Origin of the sequence: Nonomuraea sp. NPDC059194, from assembly GCF_042754765.1 — a bacterium.
GTDB lineage: Bacteria > Actinomycetota > Actinomycetes > Streptosporangiales > Streptosporangiaceae > Nonomuraea.
This window is the reverse complement of record NZ_JBHZBH010000060.1, coordinates 15,501-37,316: the sequence shown is the minus strand read 5'-3', so window position 1 is coordinate 37,316 and position 21,816 is coordinate 15,501. Positions and strand designations below refer to the sequence as shown.

The window sequence follows — 21,816 nt, the reverse complement described above, 5'->3', positions numbered from 1 at the left end:
TGCCTGACTCATACGGCTCTCACTGGCCCTGCCCGATGCCTGCGCGCCGGGGTTCGCTGCCGCCTGCCCACATGATCGTTATTTTCGGGTCAGAGACTGAGGTAGAAGCGCACGGCCGTGCCGTCGCCCGCGGTGTGCACCCGCACGAGATCAGCCACGTAGTGGACGACCATCAGCCCCCGGCCGCCGATCTGCCCTCGGTCCGGCGGCCGGCGTCCGGCGAGGGGATCAGTCAGCCGTCCCGCGTCGCGGACCTCGCACACGAGCTGCCCCGCCTCTGCCCAGATGGCCAGCGTTCCCTGCCCGCCGCCATGGTCGACGCTGTTGGTCGTCAGCTCCGCGACCGCGAGCTCGGCATCCACCAGCCGCTCCCCGGTCAGCCCCAGCCGCATGGCCTGCTGGACGGCGAACGCGCGGGCTCCGGGAAGCTCCTCGATGCCGAAGGAGAAGGTCACGGCATCCGATCCGGGCACCAGCGCCTCGTTGTAGCGGGCGACGACCTCTTCCCAGTCGTAGACGTCGCTGGCCTGCTCGCGGCCCTGGCTGATGAGGGTGGGATGGGTGACTCTGGCATCGGCCAGCACGTCGGGGTCCAGTCGCGCCTCGTCGTACGGGCACAGGATGGTCACCGCGCGGCCTGCGAAGGCCGCGTTGATCAATGCCTCGTGCTGTGCGCACGCCGGGTACTCCACCGCGGTTCGGCCCGCCCAGATGGGTTCGCCGATGATCCGCACCCTTCCTCGCGGGTGGGCGTCGGCGAATTCGCGGAGCACCCCGGGGATGATCCGTCCCGGATTGCGGCCGGCCTCGGTCATGTCCAGGAACAGGATGCCCTGGGCGTCGGTGCCCAGCCCGGACTTGATCAGCTCCAGGTTGGGTCCTGGCACCGCCACCGCCACCGGCTCGCCCGCGGCCAGGCCGTCACGCACGAACGACACCGTCTGGTCGGTGTACTCCTGTGCGGTGCGGTAGAACAGCGCGGGATGCTCGAACGCCTCATTGGTGGTCACGTTGCTCATCGCGGCACCACCACGATCTCGCGCATGCCCGGCCAGAACATCTGCAGTACTCGTGGAAGCTGTGGCGGTGGATGCTCGACCACGAACCGCCGGCCGGGCAGTTTCATCGCCATGATCGCCAGCGCCGTCACCCCGGCCACGTCAACGAACCCCACATCCGCCAGCTCCAGGTAGGACACCTCCGCGTGCTGCCGGGTCAGCTCGGCCAGGGCAGCCTCCCAGCACGGGCGGGTGACCGAGCTGATCGCGCCGCGGGCACGTATCCCGGAGCGATCGGACAGCGGGCTCACCTCCAACGCATCCGCTCCGTGCACCACGGGGCCAGGCGCGCCCATGCCGTGTGCGGCATCCACGCTCGGTCTCCTTCGACACTCGTCTGCCGGCCGACTCAGCACAGCTCGGGCAGAAGAAAGCAGCTACGCGCGGGGAGCTTATCGTGATCGCGAGGCGCCCGGGAGGTGGGCTCAGGCGAGGAAGCGTCCGGCGATGAGCGTCCAGTTCTCGTCGGACCGGTCGACCCGCTGGTCGGTGACCCGGTCCGCGGCCGCGGTGAACGCCCGCAGCCCGCGCAGCAGCGCCTTGCGGGCCGCCGGCGGCATCTGGTCCATCACCTGGGCCAGGTCGTCGCGGCGCTGCCTGCGCAGCTCCTCCAGCAGCGCCTTCCCCGACGCGGTCAGGCGGATGGTCAGCTCGCGCCGATCGTCGTGGGAGACCGCGCGGCGCACCCATCCTGTCGCCTCCAGGCGATCGCACAGCCTGCTGGTGGAGGACGGCAGCGCGCCCAGCGCCTCGCCGAGCCTGGCAAGGTTGATCTCGACGTGGCGCTCGATGGTCAGCAACGCCTGGAGCTGGGTGGAGGAGACCTGGGTGGCCGCGGAGTGGCGGGAGTGCGCCCAGACCGCGATCAGCGCCGCGGCGGCGCTCTCGACGGCGGCGCCGGTCGCGGGATCGAGGTGACTGAGCTCGTGATGGTCGTTCATGCGGCAATCCAGTTCGAGCCAAGGGCGTGCCCGTTACATGACGTCGCCCCTGGCGGGGGGAAGGTCCTCGCTCTGCTGTTCGGCCGTCCAGTCAAGGCAGACCACGACGGCGTCGTCGAAGACGTCCACGCCTTCTCTGAACGTCAGCATGCCACGAATCATCGTACGGACCGCCTCGTCGGCCGGTTGGAGGCGCGTGGACCTGACGGCCGACTCCAGCAGCGCCTCGCCGTAGGAGCCGTCGTGCGAGGAGCGCGCGTCGTACACGCCGTCGGTCATGATGACGAGCCGGTCACCGGGCTGGAGCGTGACGAACTGCTCGGTATAGGCGGTGTTGCCGAACATGCCGAGGGGAAGCTGCTGCTCCAGCTTGATCGTCTCGACGTCGGTGCCGCGCAGGCGCATGATGCGCGGGGACCCGGCGTCGACGGCGGACAGGTGTCCGGTGGTGGCGTCGAAGTGGAGCAGGAGGGTCGAGACGTGCTCGCGCCCGCCGTACTGCGCGTAGACGGCCTCGTCGGCGAGGCCTGCCTGCTCTTCCAGGTTCGCCCCTGAACGGCGGGCGTTGCGCAGCGCCGTGACGGTCAGCGTGGTGAGCAGCGCCGCCCGCATGCCCTCGCCCATGCCGTTGGTGATCGACAGCGTGAGCGCGCTGGGCTCGCAGCTCCAGTCGAAGTTGTCGCCGTAGACGGCGTAGGCCGGTTCGAGCTGGCCCGCGAGCCGGTAGCCGTTGCCGCGGTGGCCGTAGCCGGGCAGCAGCCCCCACTGCATCTCGGCGGCCAACGTCATCCGGGCGATGCGGCGGGCCCGCTGGTAGCGGTCGGTGATCCGGTCCGCGCCGCGCAGGCCGTGCCCGAGCGCCGCGGCCACCTCCTCGAAGCCGGCCACCTCGTCGAGCTCGGGCGGTCCTGGCAGGCCGACGCCGAGCACGCCGATCCGCTCGCCGGACGCCGCGACGGGCAGGTAGAGGGTGCTGTGCGCGTTCTCCCACTGCGGCTGCTGGGAGGCGAAGGCGCGCCCCGCGGCGCCGGAGTCGATGCGGATCTCGGGCCCCCCCGAGTCGGGATCGCCGAGCACCGGTCGGAGCGCCACGAGCGCGTAGTCCGCCAGCAGGAGCTCCACGCTCCGCGCCGCACCGTGCTCCACGAGCGCGTCGCGGACCGCTTCGGGCAGCGCGTACGGCGCAGCCGCGCGCATCGCTTGATAGACGGCCGTCAGGCCGTTTCGGAGTGCCACGTGCCATTCCTAGCGGAAGGAGAGGTTCTTTGCACCATAGCAAATAGTTGGTCACCCGCTACGAATTGTCGATCCATGATCTCCTGCGCTAGCCTCCTGTCAATATTTGTCCCATGGCAACGATATGAGGGGCGGGCGACACGTGAGCGGCAGCCGGTCGGGTACGCGGCAGGTCGGTCAGACGGGAGAGCTCGAGCTCCGGCAGCTGCTGGCAGGGCTGACCGCCGTCAGGGACGGCGACTTCGGCACACGGCTGCCCGGCGACGCCGACGGCCTGCTGGGCGAGATCGCCCAGGTCTTCAACGGCATGGTCGACCAGCTGTCGCTGTTCACCTCGGAGGTCACCAGGGTGGCCAGGGAGGTCGGCACCGAGGGACGGCTGGGCGGCCAGGCTGACGTGCCGGGCGTGTCCGGCACGTGGAAAGATCTTACCGACTCCGTGAACGCCATGGCCGGCAACCTCACCGGCCAGGTCCGCAGCATCGCCGAGGTGACCACCGCGGTCGCCAAGGGCGACCTCAGTCAGAAGATCACGGTGGACGCCCGCGGCGAGATCCTCGAGCTCAAGAACACCGTCAACACCATGGTCGACCAGCTGTCGTCGTTCGCCGACGAGGTGACGCGCGTGGCCCGCGAGGTCGGCACCGAAGGCCAACTCGGCGGCCAGGCCGACGTCAAGGGCGTGGCCGGCACCTGGCGGGATCTGACCGACTCGGTGAACTACATGGCCGGCAACCTCACCGCCCAGGTGCGCAACATCTCCCAGGTGGCGACCGCGGTGGCCCGCGGCGACCTCAGCCAGAAGATCACCGTTTCGGCGCGCGGCGAGATCCTGGAGCTGAAGAACACCCTCAACACGATGGTCGACCAGCTGTCGTCGTTCGCCGACGAGGTGACGCGCGTGGCCCGCGAGGTCGGCACCGAAGGACGGCTGGGCGGCCAGGCCGACGTCAAGGGCGTCTCCGGCACCTGGAAGGCGCTCACGGAGTCGGTGAATGTCATGGCCGACAACCTCACCGCGCAGGTGCGCGGCATCGCCCAGGTCACCACCGCCGTGGCCAGGGGCGACCTCACCAGGAAGATCGACGTGGACGCCCGCGGCGAGATACTTGAGCTCAAGACCACGATCAACACGATGGTCGACCAGCTGTCGTCCTTCGCGGCCGAGGTCACCAGGGTGGCCCGCGAGGTCGGCAGCGAAGGACGGCTGGGCGGCCAGGCCGAGGTCGAGGGCGTGTCGGGCACCTGGAAGCGGCTGACGGAGAACGTCAACGAGCTGGCCGGCAACCTGACCCGCCAGGTGCGCGCCATCGCCGAGGTGACCAGCGCCGTCACCTCGGGCGACCTGACCCGCTCCATTACGGTCGACGCCTCCGGCGAGGTGGCCGAGCTCAAGGACAACATCAACTCGATGGTGAAGTCGCTGCGCGAGACCACCAGGGCCAACCAGGACCAGGACTGGCTCAAGTCGAACCTGGCCCGGATGTCGGGGCTCATGCAGGGGCACCGGGACCTGGCCACGGTGGCCGAGCTGGTGATGAACGAGATCGCGCCGCTGGTCTCGGCCCAGTTCGGCGCCTTCTACCTGGCCGAGGAGGCGGCCGCGGGCACCGAACTGCAGCTCATCAGCGCCTACGGCTACCCGGCGGGCGACTCCGTCACCCGGTTCAGGATGGGCGAGTCGCTGGTCGGCCAGGCCGCCCGCACCCGCCGTACGATCGCGATGGACGAGGTCCCGCCCGGCTACGTCAGGATCTCCTCGGGCCTCGGCGAGACCGTGCCCACCTCGCTCATCATCCTGCCCATCGTGGTGGAGGAGCAGGTGCTCGGCGTCATCGAGCTGGCCTCGCTGTACGCGTTCACCCCCGTGCACCGCGCCTTCCTCGACCAGCTCATGGAGACGATAGGGGTCAACGTCAACACCATCGTCGCCAACGCCCGCACCGACGTGCTGCTGGCCGAGTCGCAGCGGCTGACCGCCGAGCTCCAGGCCCGCTCGGAGGAACTGCAGAACCAGCAGGAGGAGCTGCGACGCTCCAACGCCGAGCTGGAGGAGAAGGCGGCGCTGCTCGCCTCGCAGAACCAGGACATCGAGACGAAGAACCTGGAGATCGAGCAGGCCAGACAGGAGCTGGAGGACCGCGCCCAGCAGCTGTCGCTGGCCTCCACCTACAAGAGCGAGTTCCTGGCCAACATGAGCCACGAGCTGCGGACACCGCTGAACTCCCTGCTCATCCTCGCGCAGTTGCTGGCCCAGAACCCGACCCGCAACCTGACCCCCAAGCAGGTCGAGTACGCCAGCGTCATCCACTCGGCCGGATCGGACCTGCTGCAGCTGATCAACGACATCCTCGACCTGTCCAAGGTGGAGGCCGGGAAGATGGACATCAGTCCCGAGCGGGTGTCGCTGCGCCAGTTGCTCGACTACGTCGAGGCCACCTTCCGGCCGATGACCACGGACAAGAGCCTCGAGTTCCGCATCACGACGGCGCCCGGCGTGCCGGACGCCCTGCTCACCGACGACTCCAGGCTGCGCCAGGTGCTGCGCAACCTGCTGTCGAACGCGGTCAAGTTCACCGAGACCGGCAGCGTCGAGCTGCGTATCGAACCGGTTCCCCGGGCGCAGCTTCCCGCCTCGGTCAGGCCGTACGGCCCGGCCGTCGCCTTCCGCGTCATCGACACCGGCATCGGCATCGCCGAGCAGCAGCTGGAGACCATCTTCGGCGCCTTCCAGCAGGCCGACGGCACCACCAGCCGCAAGTACGGCGGGACCGGCCTCGGCCTGTCGATCAGCCGGGAGATCGCCTACCTGCTCGGCGGCGCGATCACCGCGCAGAGCGCGCAGGGCGAGGGCAGCACGTTCACGCTGTTCCTGCCGGTCGCCAGGCCCGACTTCGCCGAGCAGCCGGCCGCCCCTGCCATGCCACACATCGGCCGGAGCGACGAGCCCGGCAACGAGCAGACCCAATCCCCGGCCCAGCAGCCGCACCAGCTGCGCAGGCTGCTGGTCGTCGAGGAACGGCCGCGCGGCCTGCTGTCGCTGGTGGCCGAGAGCGTCCTGGCGGACCGGGCCGGCCGCGACGTCGGCACCGGCCCCGTCGAGCTGGTGACCGCGGCAGGCCCGCAGGAGGCCGCGGCCACGCTGGCCGCCGAGCCGTGCCACTGCATCGTCCTCGACCTCGACATGCCGGGCCGGGCGGGCTTCGGCCTGCTGCAGGCCATCGACGGCGATTCCGCCCTGCGCGGGGTGCCCGTCCTGGCCTACAACAACTGGCGGATGGACCCCGCGCAGGAGCGGGACCTGCAGTCCAGGGCCGACTCCCCGCCGCTCGAACTACTGTCGAGCCTGGACGAGCTGCGCGAGCGCATCGCCCTGCACCTGACCGCCGACCAGCCGGGCGACGTCCTGCCGCTGATGCGCTCGGAGAAGGAGGGCGAGCCGGCTCGCCGCGAGGAGGACGGCACGCTCGCCGGCCGTACCGTGCTGGTGGTCGACGACGACGCGCGCAACCTGTTCGCGCTCACCAGCATCCTGGAGATCCACGGCATGCGGGTCCTGCACGCCGAGAACGGGCGCAGAGGCATCGACACGCTGACCGCGCACCCCGAGATCGACATCGTGCTGATGGACGTGATGATGCCGGAGATGGACGGCTACGCGGCCACCGCGGCGATCAGGGCCATGCCGCAGTACGCGGAGCTGCCGATCATCGCGGTCACGGCCAAGGCGATGCCCGGCGACCAGGACAAGAGCCTGGCCTCGGGGGCGAGCGACTACGTGACCAAGCCCGTCGACTCCGACAGCCTGATCGCCCGCATCCAGCGGTGGATCGCGCGCTAGCCCGTCGAGACCGCCCCCATGCAAGGAACGGAGCACCGCGTGCCGACCTCGTCCCAGCCCGATGAGCGGCCCCCGGCCCACGCCGGAACCGTCGGCAGGCTGGCCGCCACCATCGAGCGGCTGCGCGACCAGATAGCCTGCGCCCAGCAGGCGGCCGAGGGACGGGCGCTGATCGAGCTGGCCAAGGGCATTCTGGTCGAGCGGCTGCGCTGCGGACCCACCGAGGCCGCGCTGCAGCTCGCGATGCTCGCCGACCAGGCCGGGCTGTCCCAGCTGGAGCTGGCCGCCGACCTCATCAACCAGGCCGCGCAGGACCGGCTGACCCGGGTGTCCCACGAGCTGCTCGCCGAGTACCGGCCACGGGGCGAGGGCGGCGACTCGGTCGCGGTGCAGTTGCGCGAGGCCGAAAGCGGCATGCTGGGCGCGGGCGACAGCCAGACGGTGGCCGAGTCCCTGCTGGAGCACGCGCTGACGCCGTTGGGCGCCACCGCGGTCGCACTGTGGTCGGCCGGACCTGACGCCTCGCTCACCCTGGTCGGCTTCGCCGGGCACAGCACGGAGGAGGCCAGGAGGTGGCATTACGTGCCGCCCGGCGTGGTCACGCCCGCCCGGCGCGCGCTCATGGAACGCCGCACGGTGTGGTTCACCGACCTCGCGGAGTCAGGCCTGCCGTCCATCGGCCACCGCCAGGCCGTACCGGCCGGCCGGGTGGTGGTGCCCGCCGGCACCGGCGGCCGCATCCTCGGCGTCCTGGAGATCAGCTGGCCGCAGCCGCTGCAGCGGCAGCCCTCGCCGATCCACCGCCAGGTCGAGGCGTTGGCCGAGCTGTGCGCGCACGCGCTGGAGGACGGCGCGGCCACGCCCGCGGCAGCGCCCAACCTGGCCGAGCTGGTCGAGCTGGCCGACGCGCTCGCCGATCCGGCGCTCGTGCTCCGCCCCGCGCTGGACGCCGACGGGCTGCTGACCGACTTCCGCATCCACCACACCAACTCGCGCTTCGCCGACCCCGCCGGCCGGCCCCGCTCCGTGGTCGCCGGGGCCCTGCTGCTGGAGGCCTACCCGACCGCGGCCGAGGAGCACGGCCTGTTCGAGAAGGTCGAGCACGTCCACGCCACCGGCGAGGCCTTCCGCACCGAGCGGATGACGCTCACCGCGCTGATCGACCACGTGCCGCTGACCAGTGTGGCCGACGTGAGCATCACCCGGCACGGCGACTGCGTGCTGCTGATCTGGCGCGTGCAGGACGAGTCACTGCGTCTGGCCAGCCTGCTGCAGCACGCCCAGCGGCTCGGCCGGATCGGCGGGTTCGAGGAGAACTCCCAGACCGGCGAGATCACCTGGAACAGCCAGCTCTACGAGCTGCACGGCCTGGAGCCGGCCGAACGGCCGATCCCGCTGGAGCACCTGCGCGAGCACGCCCACCCCGACGACGCCGCCGCCATCGGCCGCTTCCTGCGCACCGTGCTCCACCACCGGCGGCCCGGCTCCGCCACCTTCCGGCTCCAGCGTCCCGACGGCAGCACCCGGCACATCCGCGTCGTCGCCGAGCCGATCTTCGACGCCGACGACCGGCTGCTCGCCGTACGGGGGGCCTACCAGGACATCTCCGCGCAGCACTGGACCGAGGTCGCGCTTGCCGCCACCCGCGACCAGCTGGCCCACTCCGAGCAGCAGGCGGCCGAACGCAACCGGCTGACGCTGCAGCTGCAGCACGCCATCATGCCGCCCGCCCAGGGGCCCGTGGAGGCGTTCGGGCTCAACATCGCCGTCCGCTACCGGCCCGCCGAGGAAGGCCACCTGGTCGGCGGCGACTGGTACGACGCGGTCGTGCTGCCGTCGAAGAAGGTCCTGCTGTCGGTCGGCGACGTCGCCGGCCACGGGATCGAGGCGGCCACCGGCATGGTCGTCCTGCGCAACGCCCTGCGCGGCCTGGCCACCACCGGAGCGGGCCCGGCGCAGCTCATGGGCTGGCTCAACCTGGTCACCCACCACCTGACCGAACGCGTCACCGCCACCGCCATCTGCGGCCTGTACGACCCCGAGACCCGCGTCCTGCGCTGGGCCAGGGCCGGCCACCTGCCGCCGGTGCTGGTGCGCGACGGCGTGGCGGCGGAGCTACCGATGATCGGCGGAATCATGCTCGGAGTGATCTCGGAGGCCGACTACGAGGAGGGAGTCGTCCAGCTGGAGCGCGATGACACCCTGTTCATGTACACCGACGGCCTGATCGAACGACGCGACATCGCCCTGGAGCGCTCGCAGGAACACCTCCTCGCCACACTGAAGCAGCTGGACACCACCCTGGAGCACAGCCTCGACCGGCTCCTCACCCACAGCAACTCCGACACCGATGACGACACCTGCCTCATCGGCGTCGAAGTGCTCTGACCGGCCACGACGCCGCCACCGGAGGGCTGCAGGAGATCAGAGGAGCTCGGTGAGCGCCTTGGTCAGGCGGCCCGCCGCGCCCTCGGCGTAGTTCAGGAACAGGTAGGGCTCGGTGAGCTCCAGCTCCATCAGCGCGGGCGTGCCGTCCGCGAGCCTGATCATGTCGACCCTGGCGTACAGCAGCTCACCCTGCACCGCCGCGAGCACCTTCTCGGCCAGCTCGATCTGGTCGTCGGCCGGTTGGCGCAGGTCGGCGCGGGCGTTGTCGGCGATGGTCTGCCCGCCGGCCAGCATCGCGTTGCGCCGTACGGCGTGGCTGAAGGTCCTGTTGAAGTAGAGCAGCGACGTCTCGCCCTCGGCCTCGACCATGTCGAGGTACGGCTGCACCATTGGCGTGCGCCCAGCGGCCTCCAGCGCCTGCGCGTGCGCCAGGGCCACCTGCCTGTCGGTGGTCCTGATCGTGTCGAGCGCTCCCGCCGAGATCGCCGGCTTGACGACGTACTCGGCCCAGTGCGGCATGCCGTCGGCCGACCAGTGCGTCGGCACGGTCGGCACGCCCAGCTCACGCAGGTAGGTCTTGTCGGTGTTGGCCGCGAGGACGGCGGCGGGGTTGAGCAGCCTGGTCACGCCGGCGGTGGCCCGTGCCCACGCCAGGAACTCCTCGCGCCTGCCCACGTAGTCCCACACCGAGCGCACGACGGCCGCGTCGAAAGCGCTCCAGTCGGTCTCGGGATCGTCCCAGCGGACCACCCTGCCCTCGATCCCAGCTTCCTGCCACGCGGCGATGACCAGGTCACGTTCGTCATCACGGGCCTCAGCGTCCGCAAATGTCACATATGCACAGATAGCCACACAAGGGATGGTACGCGGTCGGAAAAACGGCGCGAGCCGGGCCGTCGCCGACCCGGCTCGCACGCTCTCAGGGGCGACTAGTCGACCCAGACCCTGATGCCCACCCCGCTGCCGTTGGTGGCGGTGGCGGCGTTGCCGTTGATGTTGTTGACGTTGGTCGCGCGCCGCGTGCCGACGTTGCCGGCGAAGACGTTGCCGAAGTTGTTGCCGGACTGCGACGCCTCGTGGTTGTGGCTGCTGTTGCGGGTGTAGGTGTCGGCGCTGGCCGGAGCGCTCATGAGGGTGGCGCCGGCGGCCGCGACGACGATACCGGTGACGCAGAGCTTCTTGAGCATGTCGACTTCCTTCGAGGTCAGAGGATGATGGAACGTTCCAGCACGCATGGGGAAGACGGGGCGTGCCAGGAGAAAGCGCCTAGTAGAAGATGTAGGTCACCGTGATGCTGCCGTCGGTGGCGGTGTTCGCGATGCCGTTGATGTTGTTGACGTTGGTGGAGTCGCTTCCACCACGATTGGTGGCCGCGACGTTCCCGAAGTTGTTGCCGGACTGCCAGGAGTCGACGTTGTGACTCCAGTTGCTCGTCCAGGTGTCGGCGTGTGCGGGGGTCGCCAGCAGCGTGGCGCCCATGGCCGCTGCCAGTACGGCACCGGTTGCGCACAGCTTCTTGATCACTTCAGCTCCTTCGCCAGTTGGGGTCGCGGACAGATGTGCACATTGGGCCCAAAGTGCACAACCGTCCCTTTGACTCCGCTTGACCAGGTGTGGTCAAAGCCAAAGCGATCATATAGCTGAGTGCAGTTGAGTGGTAGCTCTTAGTAATCAGAAGATAATTCTAGGATCCGCAGGCCGGCTGGTGACGACGCGGTCTTCACAGATCCTTGCCACGCGACCCTCTTATCGGGAAATTTCATCAGATGCGAGCCACTTCCAGGCAGGGGTCTCGCCACCTCCGTGCACGAGAACCTGCGCCCCCGTGACGTAGCGGGAGCCCGCCAGCCAGAGGCAGACCTCTCCGACATCCTCCGGCTCGGCCATCCGTCCCGCGGGGATGGTCGCGTTGATCGACTCGACCCGGTCGTTGTAGTGCTCGGCGGCGTTCTCGGTGCGCGCCAGGCCGACCACGACCGTGTTCACCCTGACCTCGGGGGCCCACTCGGCGGCCAGGCAGGCGGCCAGGTGGTGCAGGCCGGCCTTGGCCGCGCCGTACGCGGAGGTGCCGGGTGAGGGGCGGGTGCCGCTGGTGCTGCCGATCATGATCACCGCGCCGCCCGTAGCGGCGAGCAGGGGGTGCGCGCGCTGGGCGACCAGCAGCGGCGCGGTCAGATTGAGCTCGATGACGCGGGCGTGCAGGCGGGGCGAGGTGCCCGCGACCATCGCGTACGGCGCGCCGCCCGCGTTGTTGACCACCACGTCGAGCCGGTCGAGCCCGCCGAACAGCCGCTCCAGGTCGCCGGGGTCGCGCACGTCGGCCCGCACGAACCGCGCCTTCCCGATGGCAGGACCCTCCGGTGGCGTCCTGGCGCAGACCACCACCTCGGCCCCCGCGTCCGTGAAGGCGCGGGCGATTCCGCGCCCCAGGCCCTTGGTGCCGCCGGTCACCAGGACCACCTTGCCGGTGTAGTCGTACGAGATCACGGATGCTACGGTACCAAGCAAGCGTTAGGTATCGACAGGAGCGGCATGGGAATCACGCTGCGAGCGGGGCCGATCGCCGAGGTGGTCGTCGACGTCCCGCCGGTCAACGCGCTGCGGGTGCGCGACTGGCACGACCTGGCGCGGGCCGTACACACGGCGGGCCAGGACCCCGGGACCAGGGTCGTGGTGCTGCGGGCGGAGGGCCGCGGGTTCAACGCGGGCGTCGACATCAAGGAGATGCAGGAGGGCGAGGGCCACGCCGCGCTCGTCGGCGCCAACAGGGGCTGCTACCAGGCCTTCGCCGCCGTCTACGACTGCGAGGTGCCGGTCATCGCGGCCGTGCACGGCTTCTGCCTGGGCGGCGGCGTGGGCCTGGCCGGCAACGCCGACATCGTGGTCGCCAGCGAGGACGCCTACTTCGGCCTGCCCGAGGTCGACAGGGGCGCGCTGGGCGCGGCCACCCACCTGGCCAGGCTGGTGCCGCAGCACCTCATGCGCGCCATGGTCTACACGTGCAGGAACGTCACCGCGCGCGAGCTGCACGCGTTCGGCTCCGTGCTGAGGGTGACCCCGGCGGACGAGCTGCGCGAGACGGCGATGGAGGTGGCGGCGGGCATCGCCGACAAGGACCCGTACGTGATCCGCCGCGCCAAGGAGTCGCTCAACGGCATCGACCCGGTGGACGTCAAGCGCAGCTACCGCTTCGAGCAGGGCCTCACCTTCGAGCTGAACCTGATGGGCGCGGGCGACGAGCACAGGGAGAGGTTCCTGCGGTGAGCAAGGTGATGACGGCCGACGATGTGGCGGCCAGGATCGAGAGCGGCATGACCGTGGGCGTCGGCGGATGGGGCTCGCGCCGCAAACCGATGGCGCTCATCCGTGCCCTGCTCCGCTCCCCCGCCACCGACCTGACGCTCATCTCGTACGGCGGCGCCGACGTCGGCATGCTGTGCGCGGCGGGCAAGGTGCGCAGGGTCGTCGCCCCCTTCGTCACGCTCGACACCATCCCCCTCGAACCGCACTTCAGGGCCGCCAGGCAGCGCGGCGCGATCGAGTTCACCGAGTACGACGAGGGCATGTTCATGTTCGGCCTGCTCGCCGCCGCGCACCGGCTGCCGTTCCTGCCGACGCGGGCCGGGCTCGGCTCCGATGTCATGCGGGTCAACCCGGAGCTGCGGACGGTGCGCTCGCCGTACACGGAAGAAGATCTGGTGGCGGTGCCCGCGCTGACCATGGACGTCGCGCTGGTCCACCTCAACAGGGCCGACCGGCGCGGCAACGCGCAGTATCTCGGCCCCGACCCCTACTTCGACGACCTCTACGCGAAGGCGGCCACGAGCTGCTACGTCTCCTGCGAGCGGCTGGTCGACAGCACCGACCTGCTGAAGGAGGGGCCGGTGCAGTCGTTGCTGATCAGCAGGTCGTTCGTGGCGGGCGTGGTCGAGGCGCCCGGAGGCGCGGGGTTCACCTCGTGCGAGCCCGACTACGGCAGGGACGAGGCGGAGCAGCGCAGATACGCGGCCACGCCGTGGGGGGAGTATCGCGATGAGCAGGGCTGACGTGTGCGTGGTCGCCTGCGCCGAGGCGTTCAGGGGCGACGGCGAGATCCTGGCGGCCGGGATCGGCGGGCCGATCACGACGCTGGCGGCGCGGCTGGCCAGGCTGACGTTCGAGCCCGAGCTGATCACGACCGACGGCGCGTGCCTGCTGACCGGCGACGCGCCCGGCGTGGTGGAGGGCTGGCTGCCCTTCCGCGACCACCTGTGGCTGGTGCTGAACGGCAGGCGGCACGTGTTCATGGGCGCCTCGCAGATCGACAGGTTCGGCAACACCAACATCTCCTGCATCGGCCGGTGGGAGCGGCCCACGGCCCAGCTCCTCGGCGTGCGGGGAGCTCCCGGCAACACCGTCTGCTGCCCGACGAGCTACTGGATCCCCAGGCACAGTCCGCGCGTGTTCGTCGAGAAGGTGGATCTGGTCTCCGGCGTGGGCGGTCCGATGGTCCGCAGGGTGGTGACGAACCTGGCCGTGCTCGACCTGCGCACCCCCGACGGCTCGATGCGGCTGGTCTCCGTCCATCCTGGCGTCGGCGTCGCCGACGTGGTCGAGGCGACCGGCTTCGAGCTGGTCGTCCCGCCCGACGTGCCCACCACACGGCTGCCGACAGACGAGGAGCGCCGCGTCCTGGAGACGCTCGACCCCGGCAACCTGCGCGAGTCCCTGTGAGAGAGGTGCTGTGAGAACTGGGCTCACCGACCTGGTCGGCTGCCGGTACCCGATCGTGCAGACCGGCATGGGCTACGTGGCGGGGGCCAGGCTCGCCGCCGCCACCTCGGCTGCGGGCGGCCTGGGCGTCATCGCCGCCTCCACGATGTCCGTCGAGCAGATGACGGCGGCGATCCGCGAGGTGAAGGAGCGCACCGGCGCGCCGTTCGGCGTCAACATCCGCTCCGACGCGGCCGACGCGGCCGAGCGGGTGGAGATCATGATCCGCGAGGACGTCAGGGTGGCGTCCTTCGCCCTGGCCCCCCGCAGAGAGCTCATCGACCGGCTGAAGGAGGCGGGCGTCGTCACCATCCCCTCCGTCGGCGCGCGCCGCCACGCCGAGAAGGTCGCCGCGTGGGGCGTGGACGCGGTGATCGTCCAGGGCGGCGAGGGCGGCGGGCACACCGGGCCCATCCCCACCACCCTGCTCCTGCCCCAGGTCGTCGACTCCGTCGACATCCCCGTCATCGCCGCGGGCGGCTTCTTCGACGGCCGCGGCCTGGTGGCGGCCATGGCGTACGGCGCGGCGGGCATCGCCATGGGCACCCGCTTCCTGCTCACCGCGGACTCCCCCGTGCCCGACCGGGTGAAGCAGCTCTACCTGGAGGCCACCGACACGCTCGTGACCCGCAACGTGGACGGCGTGCCGCACCGGGTGCTGGCCACGCCGTTCGTCGCCTCGCTCGAACGCACGCGCCTGCTGCGCGCGCTCGTCAACGCCGCCCGCTTCAAACGGCTGTCCGGCCTGAGCTGGAGGCAGCTGGCGGCCGAGGGGCGCAGGATGCGCACGGGCAGACAGCTGACCTGGGCCCAGGTGCTGATGGCGGCCAACACCCCGATGCTGCTGCGGGCGGCCATGGTCGAGGGCCGTACCGATCTCGGTGTCATGGCCGCGGGGCAGGTGGTCGGCGTGCTCGACGACCTGCCCTCGTGTGAGGAGCTGATCGAACGGATCATGGCCGAGGCGCACGAGACGATGCGGCGGCTCACACCACCGTGAGCCCGCGGGCGGCGAGGATCGCGTTGGCCTGCGTCTGGTTGATGATCGCGCCGGACAGGGCACGGAGCTTGACGTCGTCGGGCTGGCCGAGGTCGGCTCCGCGCAGGTCGGCCTTGGCGAAGACGGTCCGCAGCACCTTCGTGCCGATCAGCCGGCAGTCGCTGAAGACGGTCTCGGTGAAGTCGCAGCCCGACAGGTCGGCGTCGTCGAACCTGATGCCCTCCAGCGTCTGACCGCGCAGCGAGCAGCCGCCCAGGTTGGCCATGGTCAGGTTCGAGCGCGAGAGCGTGAACCCGGTGCCTCTCGACCCGGTGAGCGACGCGCCGATCATCCGGCACCCGGTGAAGGCGGCGTCGGTGAGCAGCGCGCCGCCGAAGTGCGCGGAGGACAGGTCGACGTCGGTGAAGACGGCGTCGAGCAGGTCGGCGTCGGCGAACCTCGCGCGCAGCCCTCCTCCGCCGGTGAAGACCGCGCTGTCGAGGTCGGCCTTGCGGAAGTCGGTGTGCTCCAGCACGCACGACTCGAATCTGGCCCCGGCCAGCGACGCGCCCCAGAAGTCGGTCTCGGTGAGGTCGCAGCCGCGGAAGAGGTGTGTCTCGTCGGCCGTCAGCCGGTCGGTCATCGAGAGGTGGGAGAGGTCCTCGCCGTCGAAGTTCACGACGTCAAAGGCTACCGGTGATCACCTCGGCGGCGGCCTGGCCGCAGACACGGGCCGAGCCGTACGTGGCGATGTGGATCGCGCCCAGGTCGGAGCGCTCGGGCAGGCCCATCTCCACCACCACGGCGTCGGCGCGGGCGCTCAGCAGGTGGCTGATCGCCTCCGACTGCCACGGGTAGCGGTGGGCGTCGCGGGCGACGAGGACCAGCGGCCGGTCGGCCGCATCCCTGAGCAGGTTCTCCAGGACGGCCGCGCGCGACTCCTGCGCGGTGATCCTGGTGACGGTGGTGCCGGGCAGCAGCTTGCCCAGGGGTTCGCCCACACCCCACGGGGTGCCCTTGTCGATGGCCAGGTTCATCTCGGGCGCGAACTCGACGACCTGCGGCGCGACGGTCAGCGGCAGGACGGGCGCGGCGGTCCTGCGGGTGACCCTGACGGCGCGACGGGCGGCGATGAGGCCGATCTCGCCCTCGACCGCGTGGCCGTCCTCGCGCGGCCGCGCCGCCCTGGTGGCGGCCGACCACGCGCCGAGTTCCCGCACCCTGCGCGCGGCGTCGGCCAGGCGTTCCTCGGGCAGCCGGCCGTCCAGCACCGCCTGGGCGATCGCGTCGCGCACCTCGACGGCGGTGGCCTCGTCCGAGTGCTCGCCGCCGACGCAGATCGCGTCGGCGCCCGCGGCGATCGCCAGGGCCGAGGCGCCGCCCACGCCGTAGGCGCCGGAGACGGCCGCCATCTCGATGCCGTCAGTGATGATCATGCCGTCGAAGCCGAGTTCGTCACGCAGCAGGGCGGTCAGCACGTGCGGGCTGAGCGTGGCGGGCCGCTGCTCGTCGTAGCGGGGCACGAGCAGGTGGCCCGTCATGATCGCCCGGACGCCCTCGTCGATGGCCGCGCGGAAAGGGAGCAGGTGCTCCTCGATCTCGCCGGCCACCACGGGCACGCCGTGGTGGGAGTCGACCGCGGTATCGCCGTGGCCGGGGAAGTGTTTGGCGCAGGCCGCCACCCCGCTCGCCTGGAGCCCCCGGACGAAGGCCCTGGTGTGCCTGGCCACCAGGGCGGGGTCGGCGCCGAAGGCGCGCAGGCCGATGACCGGGTTGTCGGGGTTGGAGTTGACGTCGGCGGAGGGGGCGAAGTCGATCGTGATCCCGGCCGCGGCCAGGTCACGGCCGAGGTCGCGGGCGAGCTCCTCGGTGAGCGCGACGTCGTCGACCACGCCGAGCGCGTAGTTGCCCGGTCTGCTGCTGCCCGTGGCGACCTCGAGCCTGGTCACCTCGCCCGCCTCCTCGTCCACCCCGACCAGCGCCGCGGGACTTTCCGCGTGGAGCGCCGCCGTCAACTCGGCCACCTGGGCTGGTCCTGCGATGTTGCGGGAGAAGAGCACCACGCCCGCCAGGCCTTCGGACAGGCGGCGGCGAAGCCAGTCGGGGGGCGTCGTCCCCACGAATCCCGGGAGGATGACGGAGTCGGCAAGGCGAAGCAAGTCGCGGCCAGGCTTGGGCATGACCGAAATCTAATAGGAAAGTTTCCTATTTTCTAGAGGAATCTTCAGACGTCAGCGTGGCCGGCTCGCTCAGGCGGCGGCGGTCTGCTTGCGTCGCTGCCACAGGCCGTCGGCCGCCAGGGCGCCGCCGCCGGTGAACGCCAGGGCGAGGCACGCCGCCCCGAGGACGAGCGGGAGCTCGATGCCGCCCTTGTCGGCCAGGAAGCCGTTGGGCAGGTGGACGAAGACGATCGCGCCGACCATGTCGAGCGCCAGCAGGATGCCGAAGACCGGCAGCGCGGCGCCCACGATGAGCGCGATGCCGCCGACCACCTCCAGCGCGGCCACGACGGGAGCGGCCAGGCCGGGTAGCGGAACGCCGATCTGCTCGAAGAAGGCGGTGACGCCCGAGATGCCCATGGTGGTGAACTTCATCCAGCCGTGGATCAGGAAGGTCACGCCAATGGCCAGCCTGGCGAGGAGCAGTGTGATCGATTGGGCCATGACGCCCTCCGTCATTGTTGTTCGGATTTGAACTACCGCCAACTGTAGATGTTCGTTCAAATCTGAACAACTCATAGGATGGCGAAGTGAGCGAAACGCGATGGCTGGGGACAAGGGAGATGGCCGCCTGGCAAGCGTTCCTGATCGCCTCACACCTGCTGGAAAGGCGTATCGAGGAACAGTTGAAGGGCGCGGCGGGCCTCACGCATCCGCAGTTCGAGATCCTGGCGCTGCTGTCGGCGGCTCCAGGACGCCGGATGCGGATGACGGAGCTGGCGCGCGGCGTGGTGGTGTCGAAGAGCGGGCTGACCTACCAGGTCGCCCAGCTCGAGAAGCGCGGCCTGGTGACGCGCACGAGCTCTCCTGGAGACGACAGGGGCGTGCTCGCGGTGCTCACCGAGGAAGGCTCACGGCAGCTGGAGCAGGTCGCCCCCGGCCATGTCGAGGTGGTCCGCAGGTTCCTGATCGACCTGCTCACCCCCGAGGAGTTGGAGACGATGACCGTGGCCATGCGCAAGGCGCAGCAGGCCATGCGCCCCTCTCCCTGACCACAGCTTTCTAGAGGCGTTCGAGGATGGTCACGTTCGCCTGGCCGCCGCCCTCGCATATCGCCTGCAGGCCGTACCGGCCGCCGACCCGCTCCAGCTCGTGCAGCAGCTTGACCGCCAGCACCGCGCCCGTCGCGCCCAGCGGGTGGCCGAGGGCGATGGCGCCGCCGTTGGGGTTGACGATCGCGGGGTCGGCGCCGGTGGCCCTGAGCCAGGCCAGCACCACGGAGGCGAAGGCCTCGTTGATCTCGACGGCGGCGAGGTCGGCGATGGACATGCCGGTCCTGGCCAGCGCGTGCTCGGTGGCGGGAATGGGCGCGTCGAGCATCACGATGGGGCTCGCACCGCGCACCGACAGGTGGTGGACGCGGGCGCGCGGCGTGAGCCCGTGATCGCGTACGGCCCGCTCGGAGGCGACGAGCAGCGCGGCGGCTCCGTCGGAGATCTGTGAGGCGAGGGCGGCCGTCAGCGAGCCGCCGGGCAGCAGCGCTGGCAGGCCCGCCATCTTCGCCAGCGAGGTGTCCCTGCGCGGCCCCTCGTCCACCTCGACGCCCTCGTAGCCGACGATCTGCCGGGCGAACCTCCCGGTGTCGATCGCGTGCAGGGCCCGCTCGTGCGAGGCCAGGGCGAAGGCCTCCATCTCCTGGCGGGAGATGCCCCAGGAGGCGGCGATCCGCTCGGCTCCGGCGAACTGGGAGACCTCCTGCGAGCCGTACCGGGCGGCCCAGCCCTTGGATCCCGAGAACGGCGTCTCGAAGCCGGGGAAGGTCATGGCCGACGAGATCGGGACCATGCTCATGTTCTGCACGCCGCCCGCCACCACCAGGTCGGCCGTGCCGGACAGCACCGCCTGCGCCGCGAAGTGCAGCGCCTGCTGGGAGGAGCCGCACTGCCGGTCGACGGTCACCCCCGGCACGTGCTCCGGCAGCCCCGCGGCCAGCCAGCAGGTGCGGGCGATGTCGCCGGCCTGGGGGCCGACCGTGTCGACGCAGCCGAAGATCACGTCGTCGACCGCGGCGGGGTCGACGCCGGAGACGACCGCGCCGATGACGTGGGCGCCCAGGTCGGCGGGGTGCGCCCCGGCCAGGCCACCGTTCCTGCGACCCACGGGGGTCCTGACCGCGCCGACGATGTAGGCCTCACTCATGACCCGAATCCTAACAAGCGCTTGGTTGCAAACGGAACCGCCGATGAGCTGCGGGTGTTCGGTGAACAAGCGATTGCGCAAAGGCCCATAATGGAGTCGTGACAACACGAAAGAACCCGACCGACGCGCCACCGAAGGGCAAGCGCGCCACCGCGTCGGGATCGGCCTCGGAGCGCCGCGACCACCTCGTGAAGCTCGCCGCGGAGATCTTCGCACGCAAGGGGTTCCAGGCGACGACCGTTCGCGAGATCGCCAACGAGGCCGGGATCCTGTCAGGAAGTCTCTACCACCACTTCGACTCCAAGGAGACGATCGTCGACGAGGTGCTGTCCACCTTCCTCGACGACCTGATCGCCAGATACCGCGCTGCCCTGGAGAGCGGCGGCGACCCGCGCGCCGTGCTGTCGGAGATGGTCCGCATCGGGTTCGGCACGCTGGAGCCCCACCGTGCCGCGATCACCGTGATGCAGAACGACTGGAACTACCTGCGCCAGTTCCCCCGCTTCAACTACCTCGTCAAGGCCGAGGACGACGTGGAGCAGATGTGGGTGCGGCAGATCAAGGCCGGCCAGGCGGCCGGCCAGTTCCGCGCCGACGTCGACCCGAAGCTGACCTACCGCATGATCCGCGACACGATCTGGGTGGCGGTGCGGTGGTTCCGCCCCGGCGGCCGGCTCAACACCGCGGGCCTGGCCGAGCACTACATCACCGTGCTCTTCGACGGCCTGGCCACCGGAGAGCGCACCACCCATCCGCAGGCATGAGCCTGGGCGAGGCGGTGCGGCTGGCACTGCGGGAGGTCGCCGAGCCCGGCAAGGCTCCGGCGATGCGGGCCTACATGAAGTCGGAAATGCCCTTCCTCGGCGTGCAGTCGGGGCCCAGGCGGGCGGCGCTGAGGAAGGTGTTCGCCGAGCACCGCATCGAGGCCGCGCCCGAGTGGCGGCGCTCGGTGCTGGAGCTGTGGCGGGAGGCGGAGTTCCGCGAGGAGCGCTACGCGGCGATCGAGCTGTCGGGCTTCCGCTACTACCGGGAGTTCCAGACGCTCTACACCGTCCCGATGTACGAGGAGATGGTCGTCTCCGGCGCCTGGTGGGACCTGGTCGACGAGATCGCCACCCACCGGGTGGGCGGGCTGCTGGCCGCCTACCCCGACGCCATGCGGCCGCTGGTGCTGGAGTGGGCGCACTCCGGCAACCTGTGGAAGCGCCGCACGGCGATCCTGTCCCAGAACAGGTTCAAGGAGCGCACCGACACCGCGCTGCTGTACGCCTGCATCGAGCCGAGCCTGTCCGACATCGACTTCTTCGCCCGCAAGGCGATCGGCTGGGCGCTGCGTGAGTACGCCAAGACCAATCCGCGCGAGGTCGTGCGCTACGTCGAGGCCAAGGGCATCAGCGGCCTGAGTCGCCGTGAGGCGCTCAAGAACGTCAACGGGTCCATAGCGCCTGCTGCACCGTCTGGATGAGCTGCATGAGCTCGGGCGTGAGCGCCTCGCCCGCCCACGCCAGCGTGTAGGTGAGGCGCAGGTCGGCCGCCTCCAGCGGGACGAACCTGATGTCGTCGCGGCGCATGGTCCTGGCGACCAGCTGCGGGATGGGCAGCAGCCCGGCGCCCGCGGCGACCAGGTCGAGCGCCGCGGCGAAGTCGTCATCGGCCACCTGCCGGTGCCTGCCGGGCAGGCTCACCCACCGGCCGCCCGGCACCAGCACGTCACGGCCTGTCAGCTCGGCGGCCGTGACCCTGGACCGCCACGCGTGATCCACCGGTACGGCCAGCCGGTCGACGGTGACGTGGAACCTGGCCCCCGTGACGAACCTGGGCGGGGCGGGCACCGCGACGATCGCCACGGACGCCTCCCCCGCATCCAGCGCCCTGGCCGCGGCAGCGCGCCCCGCGGTGACGAGCTCGACGGTGATCCCCCGTCCCGCGAGCCTCCTGGCGACGCGGGCGACCAGCGGCCCCGCCAGCGGTGGATAAGCCAGACGAATGACCGGCCTGGCCAGTCGCGCCGCCTCCAGGCCGAAGGCCGTCACGCTGCCGAGCACCTGGTGCGCGTGGTCGAGCAGGGCCTTGCCCTCGGGCGTCAGCCGTACGGCACGGGCCGATCTGTCGAACAGCCGGAGATCCAGGGCCTTCTCCAGGCGGGTGACGGCCTGGCTGACGGCGGGCTGCGACATGCCGAGCTCGGCGCCCGCCCGGGAGAAGCTGAGCAGCGCGGCGACGCGCTCGAAGCACTGGATCTCCCTGAGCATAAGCAGCATCA

At 70.7% G+C, this 21,816-nt stretch carries 22 protein-coding genes; 9 read left to right on the top strand and 13 right to left on the bottom strand.

The window, feature by feature from the left end:
* Positions 1 to 89 precede the first annotated feature (89 nt).
* From ACFXJ8_RS40930 to ACFXJ8_RS40915, 4 genes are all read right to left on the bottom strand, one after another.
* A complete protein-coding gene (locus ACFXJ8_RS40930) occupies positions 90 to 1,019 on the bottom strand; it encodes an anti-sigma factor RsbA family regulatory protein (RefSeq protein ID WP_379650476.1) in 930 nt (309 codons plus the stop codon).
* Positions 1,016 to 1,372, bottom strand: a complete 357-nt coding sequence (locus tag ACFXJ8_RS40925) for an STAS domain-containing protein (RefSeq protein ID WP_379650475.1) — start codon at positions 1,370 to 1,372, stop codon at positions 1,016 to 1,018. The genes ACFXJ8_RS40930 and ACFXJ8_RS40925 overlap by 4 nt, the downstream gene beginning before the upstream one ends.
* A gap of 111 nt (positions 1,373 to 1,483) precedes the next feature.
* Positions 1,484 to 1,999 carry a MarR family winged helix-turn-helix transcriptional regulator gene (locus ACFXJ8_RS40920; protein ID WP_379650473.1) on the bottom strand — a complete coding sequence of 172 codons (516 nt, stop codon included), beginning with the start codon at positions 1,997 to 1,999 and terminating at the stop codon, positions 1,484 to 1,486.
* Between the two features lie 33 nt (positions 2,000 to 2,032).
* Entirely contained in the window at positions 2,033 to 3,235 is a 1,203-nt protein-coding gene (locus tag ACFXJ8_RS40915; RefSeq protein WP_379650471.1) for a PP2C family protein-serine/threonine phosphatase, read from the bottom strand.
* 142 nt (positions 3,236 to 3,377) lie between these two features.
* On the opposite strand from ACFXJ8_RS40915, the gene ACFXJ8_RS40910 reads away from it, so the two are divergent.
* The gene (locus tag ACFXJ8_RS40910) at positions 3,378 to 7,076 is read left to right on the top strand and encodes a HAMP domain-containing protein (protein ID WP_379650469.1); all 3,699 of its coding nucleotides are present in this window, start codon (positions 3,378 to 3,380) and stop codon (positions 7,074 to 7,076) included.
* A 39-nt stretch (positions 7,077 to 7,115) separates the two neighbouring features.
* A complete protein-coding gene (locus ACFXJ8_RS40905; protein ID WP_379650467.1) occupies positions 7,116 to 9,464 on the top strand; it encodes a SpoIIE family protein phosphatase in 2,349 nt (782 codons plus the stop codon).
* Positions 9,465 to 9,500: 36 nt separating this feature from the next.
* Here the strand turns inward: ACFXJ8_RS40905 and ACFXJ8_RS40900 are convergent, their stop codons facing one another.
* The 4 genes from ACFXJ8_RS40900 to ACFXJ8_RS40885 form a co-directional block, all read right to left on the bottom strand.
* The gene (locus tag ACFXJ8_RS40900; RefSeq protein ID WP_379650465.1) at positions 9,501 to 10,298 is read right to left on the bottom strand and encodes a RimK family alpha-L-glutamate ligase; all 798 of its coding nucleotides are present in this window, start codon (positions 10,296 to 10,298) and stop codon (positions 9,501 to 9,503) included.
* Positions 10,299 to 10,393: 95 nt separating this feature from the next.
* Positions 10,394 to 10,651 (bottom strand): hypothetical protein, encoded by a 258-nt coding sequence (locus tag ACFXJ8_RS40895; RefSeq protein WP_379650464.1) that lies wholly within the window; start codon positions 10,649 to 10,651, stop codon positions 10,394 to 10,396.
* A gap of 79 nt (positions 10,652 to 10,730) precedes the next feature.
* Complete coding sequence (locus ACFXJ8_RS40890) at positions 10,731 to 10,988, bottom strand: hypothetical protein (RefSeq protein WP_379650462.1); 258 nt, start codon at positions 10,986 to 10,988, stop codon at positions 10,731 to 10,733.
* Positions 10,989 to 11,210: 222 nt separating this feature from the next.
* On the bottom strand, positions 11,211 to 11,951 hold the full coding sequence (locus tag ACFXJ8_RS40885) for an SDR family oxidoreductase (protein WP_379650460.1): 741 nt from the start codon (positions 11,949 to 11,951) through the stop codon (positions 11,211 to 11,213).
* 45 nt (positions 11,952 to 11,996) lie between these two features.
* Between ACFXJ8_RS40885 and ACFXJ8_RS40880 the strand changes: the two genes are divergently transcribed.
* The 4 genes from ACFXJ8_RS40880 to ACFXJ8_RS40865 are packed head-to-tail and all read left to right on the top strand — an operon-like array spanning position 11,997 to position 15,216.
* Positions 11,997 to 12,728 (top strand): enoyl-CoA hydratase family protein, encoded by a 732-nt coding sequence (locus tag ACFXJ8_RS40880; protein WP_379650458.1) that lies wholly within the window; start codon positions 11,997 to 11,999, stop codon positions 12,726 to 12,728.
* 8 nt (positions 12,729 to 12,736) lie between these two features.
* Positions 12,737 to 13,510 (top strand): CoA transferase subunit A, encoded by a 774-nt coding sequence (locus ACFXJ8_RS40875; RefSeq protein ID WP_379650479.1) that lies wholly within the window; start codon positions 12,737 to 12,739, stop codon positions 13,508 to 13,510.
* Positions 13,497 to 14,177, top strand: coding sequence for a CoA-transferase subunit beta (locus ACFXJ8_RS40870; RefSeq protein ID WP_379650456.1), 681 nt, complete (start codon positions 13,497 to 13,499; stop codon positions 14,175 to 14,177). The genes ACFXJ8_RS40875 and ACFXJ8_RS40870 overlap by 14 nt, the downstream gene beginning before the upstream one ends.
* Positions 14,178 to 14,187: 10 nt before the next feature.
* Positions 14,188 to 15,216: an NAD(P)H-dependent flavin oxidoreductase gene (locus ACFXJ8_RS40865; RefSeq protein WP_379650454.1), complete on the top strand. Its 1,029-nt coding sequence runs from the start codon at positions 14,188 to 14,190 to the stop codon at positions 15,214 to 15,216.
* On the opposite strand, the gene ACFXJ8_RS40860 is transcribed toward ACFXJ8_RS40865, so the two are convergent.
* From ACFXJ8_RS40860 to ACFXJ8_RS40850, 3 genes are all read right to left on the bottom strand, one after another.
* The gene (locus ACFXJ8_RS40860) at positions 15,203 to 15,874 is read right to left on the bottom strand and encodes a pentapeptide repeat-containing protein (protein WP_379650452.1); all 672 of its coding nucleotides are present in this window, start codon (positions 15,872 to 15,874) and stop codon (positions 15,203 to 15,205) included. The genes ACFXJ8_RS40865 and ACFXJ8_RS40860 overlap by 14 nt on opposite strands.
* Positions 15,875 to 15,878: 4 nt before the next feature.
* Entirely contained in the window at positions 15,879 to 17,375 is a 1,497-nt protein-coding gene (locus ACFXJ8_RS40855; protein ID WP_379650450.1) for a glycoside hydrolase family 3 protein, read from the bottom strand.
* Between the two features lie 69 nt (positions 17,376 to 17,444).
* Entirely contained in the window at positions 17,445 to 17,858 is a 414-nt protein-coding gene (locus ACFXJ8_RS40850; protein WP_379650448.1) for a DoxX family protein, read from the bottom strand.
* 86 nt (positions 17,859 to 17,944) lie between these two features.
* Here ACFXJ8_RS40850 and ACFXJ8_RS40845 point away from each other — a divergent pair, with 86 nt between their 5' ends.
* Complete coding sequence (locus ACFXJ8_RS40845; RefSeq protein ID WP_379650446.1) at positions 17,945 to 18,406, top strand: MarR family winged helix-turn-helix transcriptional regulator; 462 nt, start codon at positions 17,945 to 17,947, stop codon at positions 18,404 to 18,406.
* 10 nt (positions 18,407 to 18,416) lie between these two features.
* Here the strand turns inward: ACFXJ8_RS40845 and ACFXJ8_RS40840 are convergent, their stop codons facing one another.
* On the bottom strand, positions 18,417 to 19,553 hold the full coding sequence (locus ACFXJ8_RS40840) for an acetyl-CoA C-acetyltransferase (RefSeq protein ID WP_379650444.1): 1,137 nt from the start codon (positions 19,551 to 19,553) through the stop codon (positions 18,417 to 18,419).
* Between the two features lie 98 nt (positions 19,554 to 19,651).
* On the opposite strand from ACFXJ8_RS40840, the gene ACFXJ8_RS40835 reads away from it, so the two are divergent.
* Together ACFXJ8_RS40835 and ACFXJ8_RS40830 are read left to right on the top strand one after the other, a co-directional pair.
* A complete protein-coding gene (locus ACFXJ8_RS40835) occupies positions 19,652 to 20,317 on the top strand; it encodes a TetR/AcrR family transcriptional regulator (protein ID WP_379650442.1) in 666 nt (221 codons plus the stop codon).
* Entirely contained in the window at positions 20,314 to 21,018 is a 705-nt protein-coding gene (locus tag ACFXJ8_RS40830) for a DNA alkylation repair protein (RefSeq protein ID WP_379650440.1), read from the top strand. Before ACFXJ8_RS40835 ends, ACFXJ8_RS40830 begins: the two co-directional genes overlap by 4 nt.
* Here the strand turns inward: ACFXJ8_RS40830 and ACFXJ8_RS40825 are convergent.
* Complete coding sequence (locus tag ACFXJ8_RS40825) at positions 20,981 to 21,814, bottom strand: LysR family transcriptional regulator (RefSeq protein ID WP_379650438.1); 834 nt, start codon at positions 21,812 to 21,814, stop codon at positions 20,981 to 20,983. The two genes, ACFXJ8_RS40830 and ACFXJ8_RS40825, sit on opposite strands and share 38 nt — an antisense overlap.
* Positions 21,815 to 21,816 lie beyond the last annotated feature (2 nt).

Coding starts and splice junctions, on each gene's coding strand:
- ACFXJ8_RS40875 (WP_379650479.1), top strand. CDS start 12,737: ATGACGGCCGACGATGTGGCGGCCAGGATCGAGAGCGGCATGACCGTG.
- ACFXJ8_RS40920 (WP_379650473.1), bottom strand. CDS start 1,999: ATGAACGACCATCACGAGCTCAGTCACCTCGATCCCGCGACCGGCGCC.
- ACFXJ8_RS40880 (WP_379650458.1), top strand. CDS start 11,997: ATGGGAATCACGCTGCGAGCGGGGCCGATCGCCGAGGTGGTCGTCGAC.
- ACFXJ8_RS40825 (WP_379650438.1), bottom strand. CDS start 21,814: ATGCTGCTTATGCTCAGGGAGATCCAGTGCTTCGAGCGCGTCGCCGCG.
- ACFXJ8_RS40830 (WP_379650440.1), top strand. CDS start 20,314: ATGAGCCTGGGCGAGGCGGTGCGGCTGGCACTGCGGGAGGTCGCCGAG.
- ACFXJ8_RS40840 (WP_379650444.1), bottom strand. CDS start 19,553: ATGAGTGAGGCCTACATCGTCGGCGCGGTCAGGACCCCCGTGGGTCGC.
- ACFXJ8_RS40930 (WP_379650476.1), bottom strand. CDS start 1,019: ATGAGCAACGTGACCACCAATGAGGCGTTCGAGCATCCCGCGCTGTTC.
- ACFXJ8_RS40870 (WP_379650456.1), top strand. CDS start 13,497: ATGAGCAGGGCTGACGTGTGCGTGGTCGCCTGCGCCGAGGCGTTCAGG.
- ACFXJ8_RS40850 (WP_379650448.1), bottom strand. CDS start 17,858: ATGGCCCAATCGATCACACTGCTCCTCGCCAGGCTGGCCATTGGCGTG.
- ACFXJ8_RS40895 (WP_379650464.1), bottom strand. CDS start 10,651: ATGCTCAAGAAGCTCTGCGTCACCGGTATCGTCGTCGCGGCCGCCGGC.
- ACFXJ8_RS40855 (WP_379650450.1), bottom strand. CDS start 17,375: ATGCCCAAGCCTGGCCGCGACTTGCTTCGCCTTGCCGACTCCGTCATC.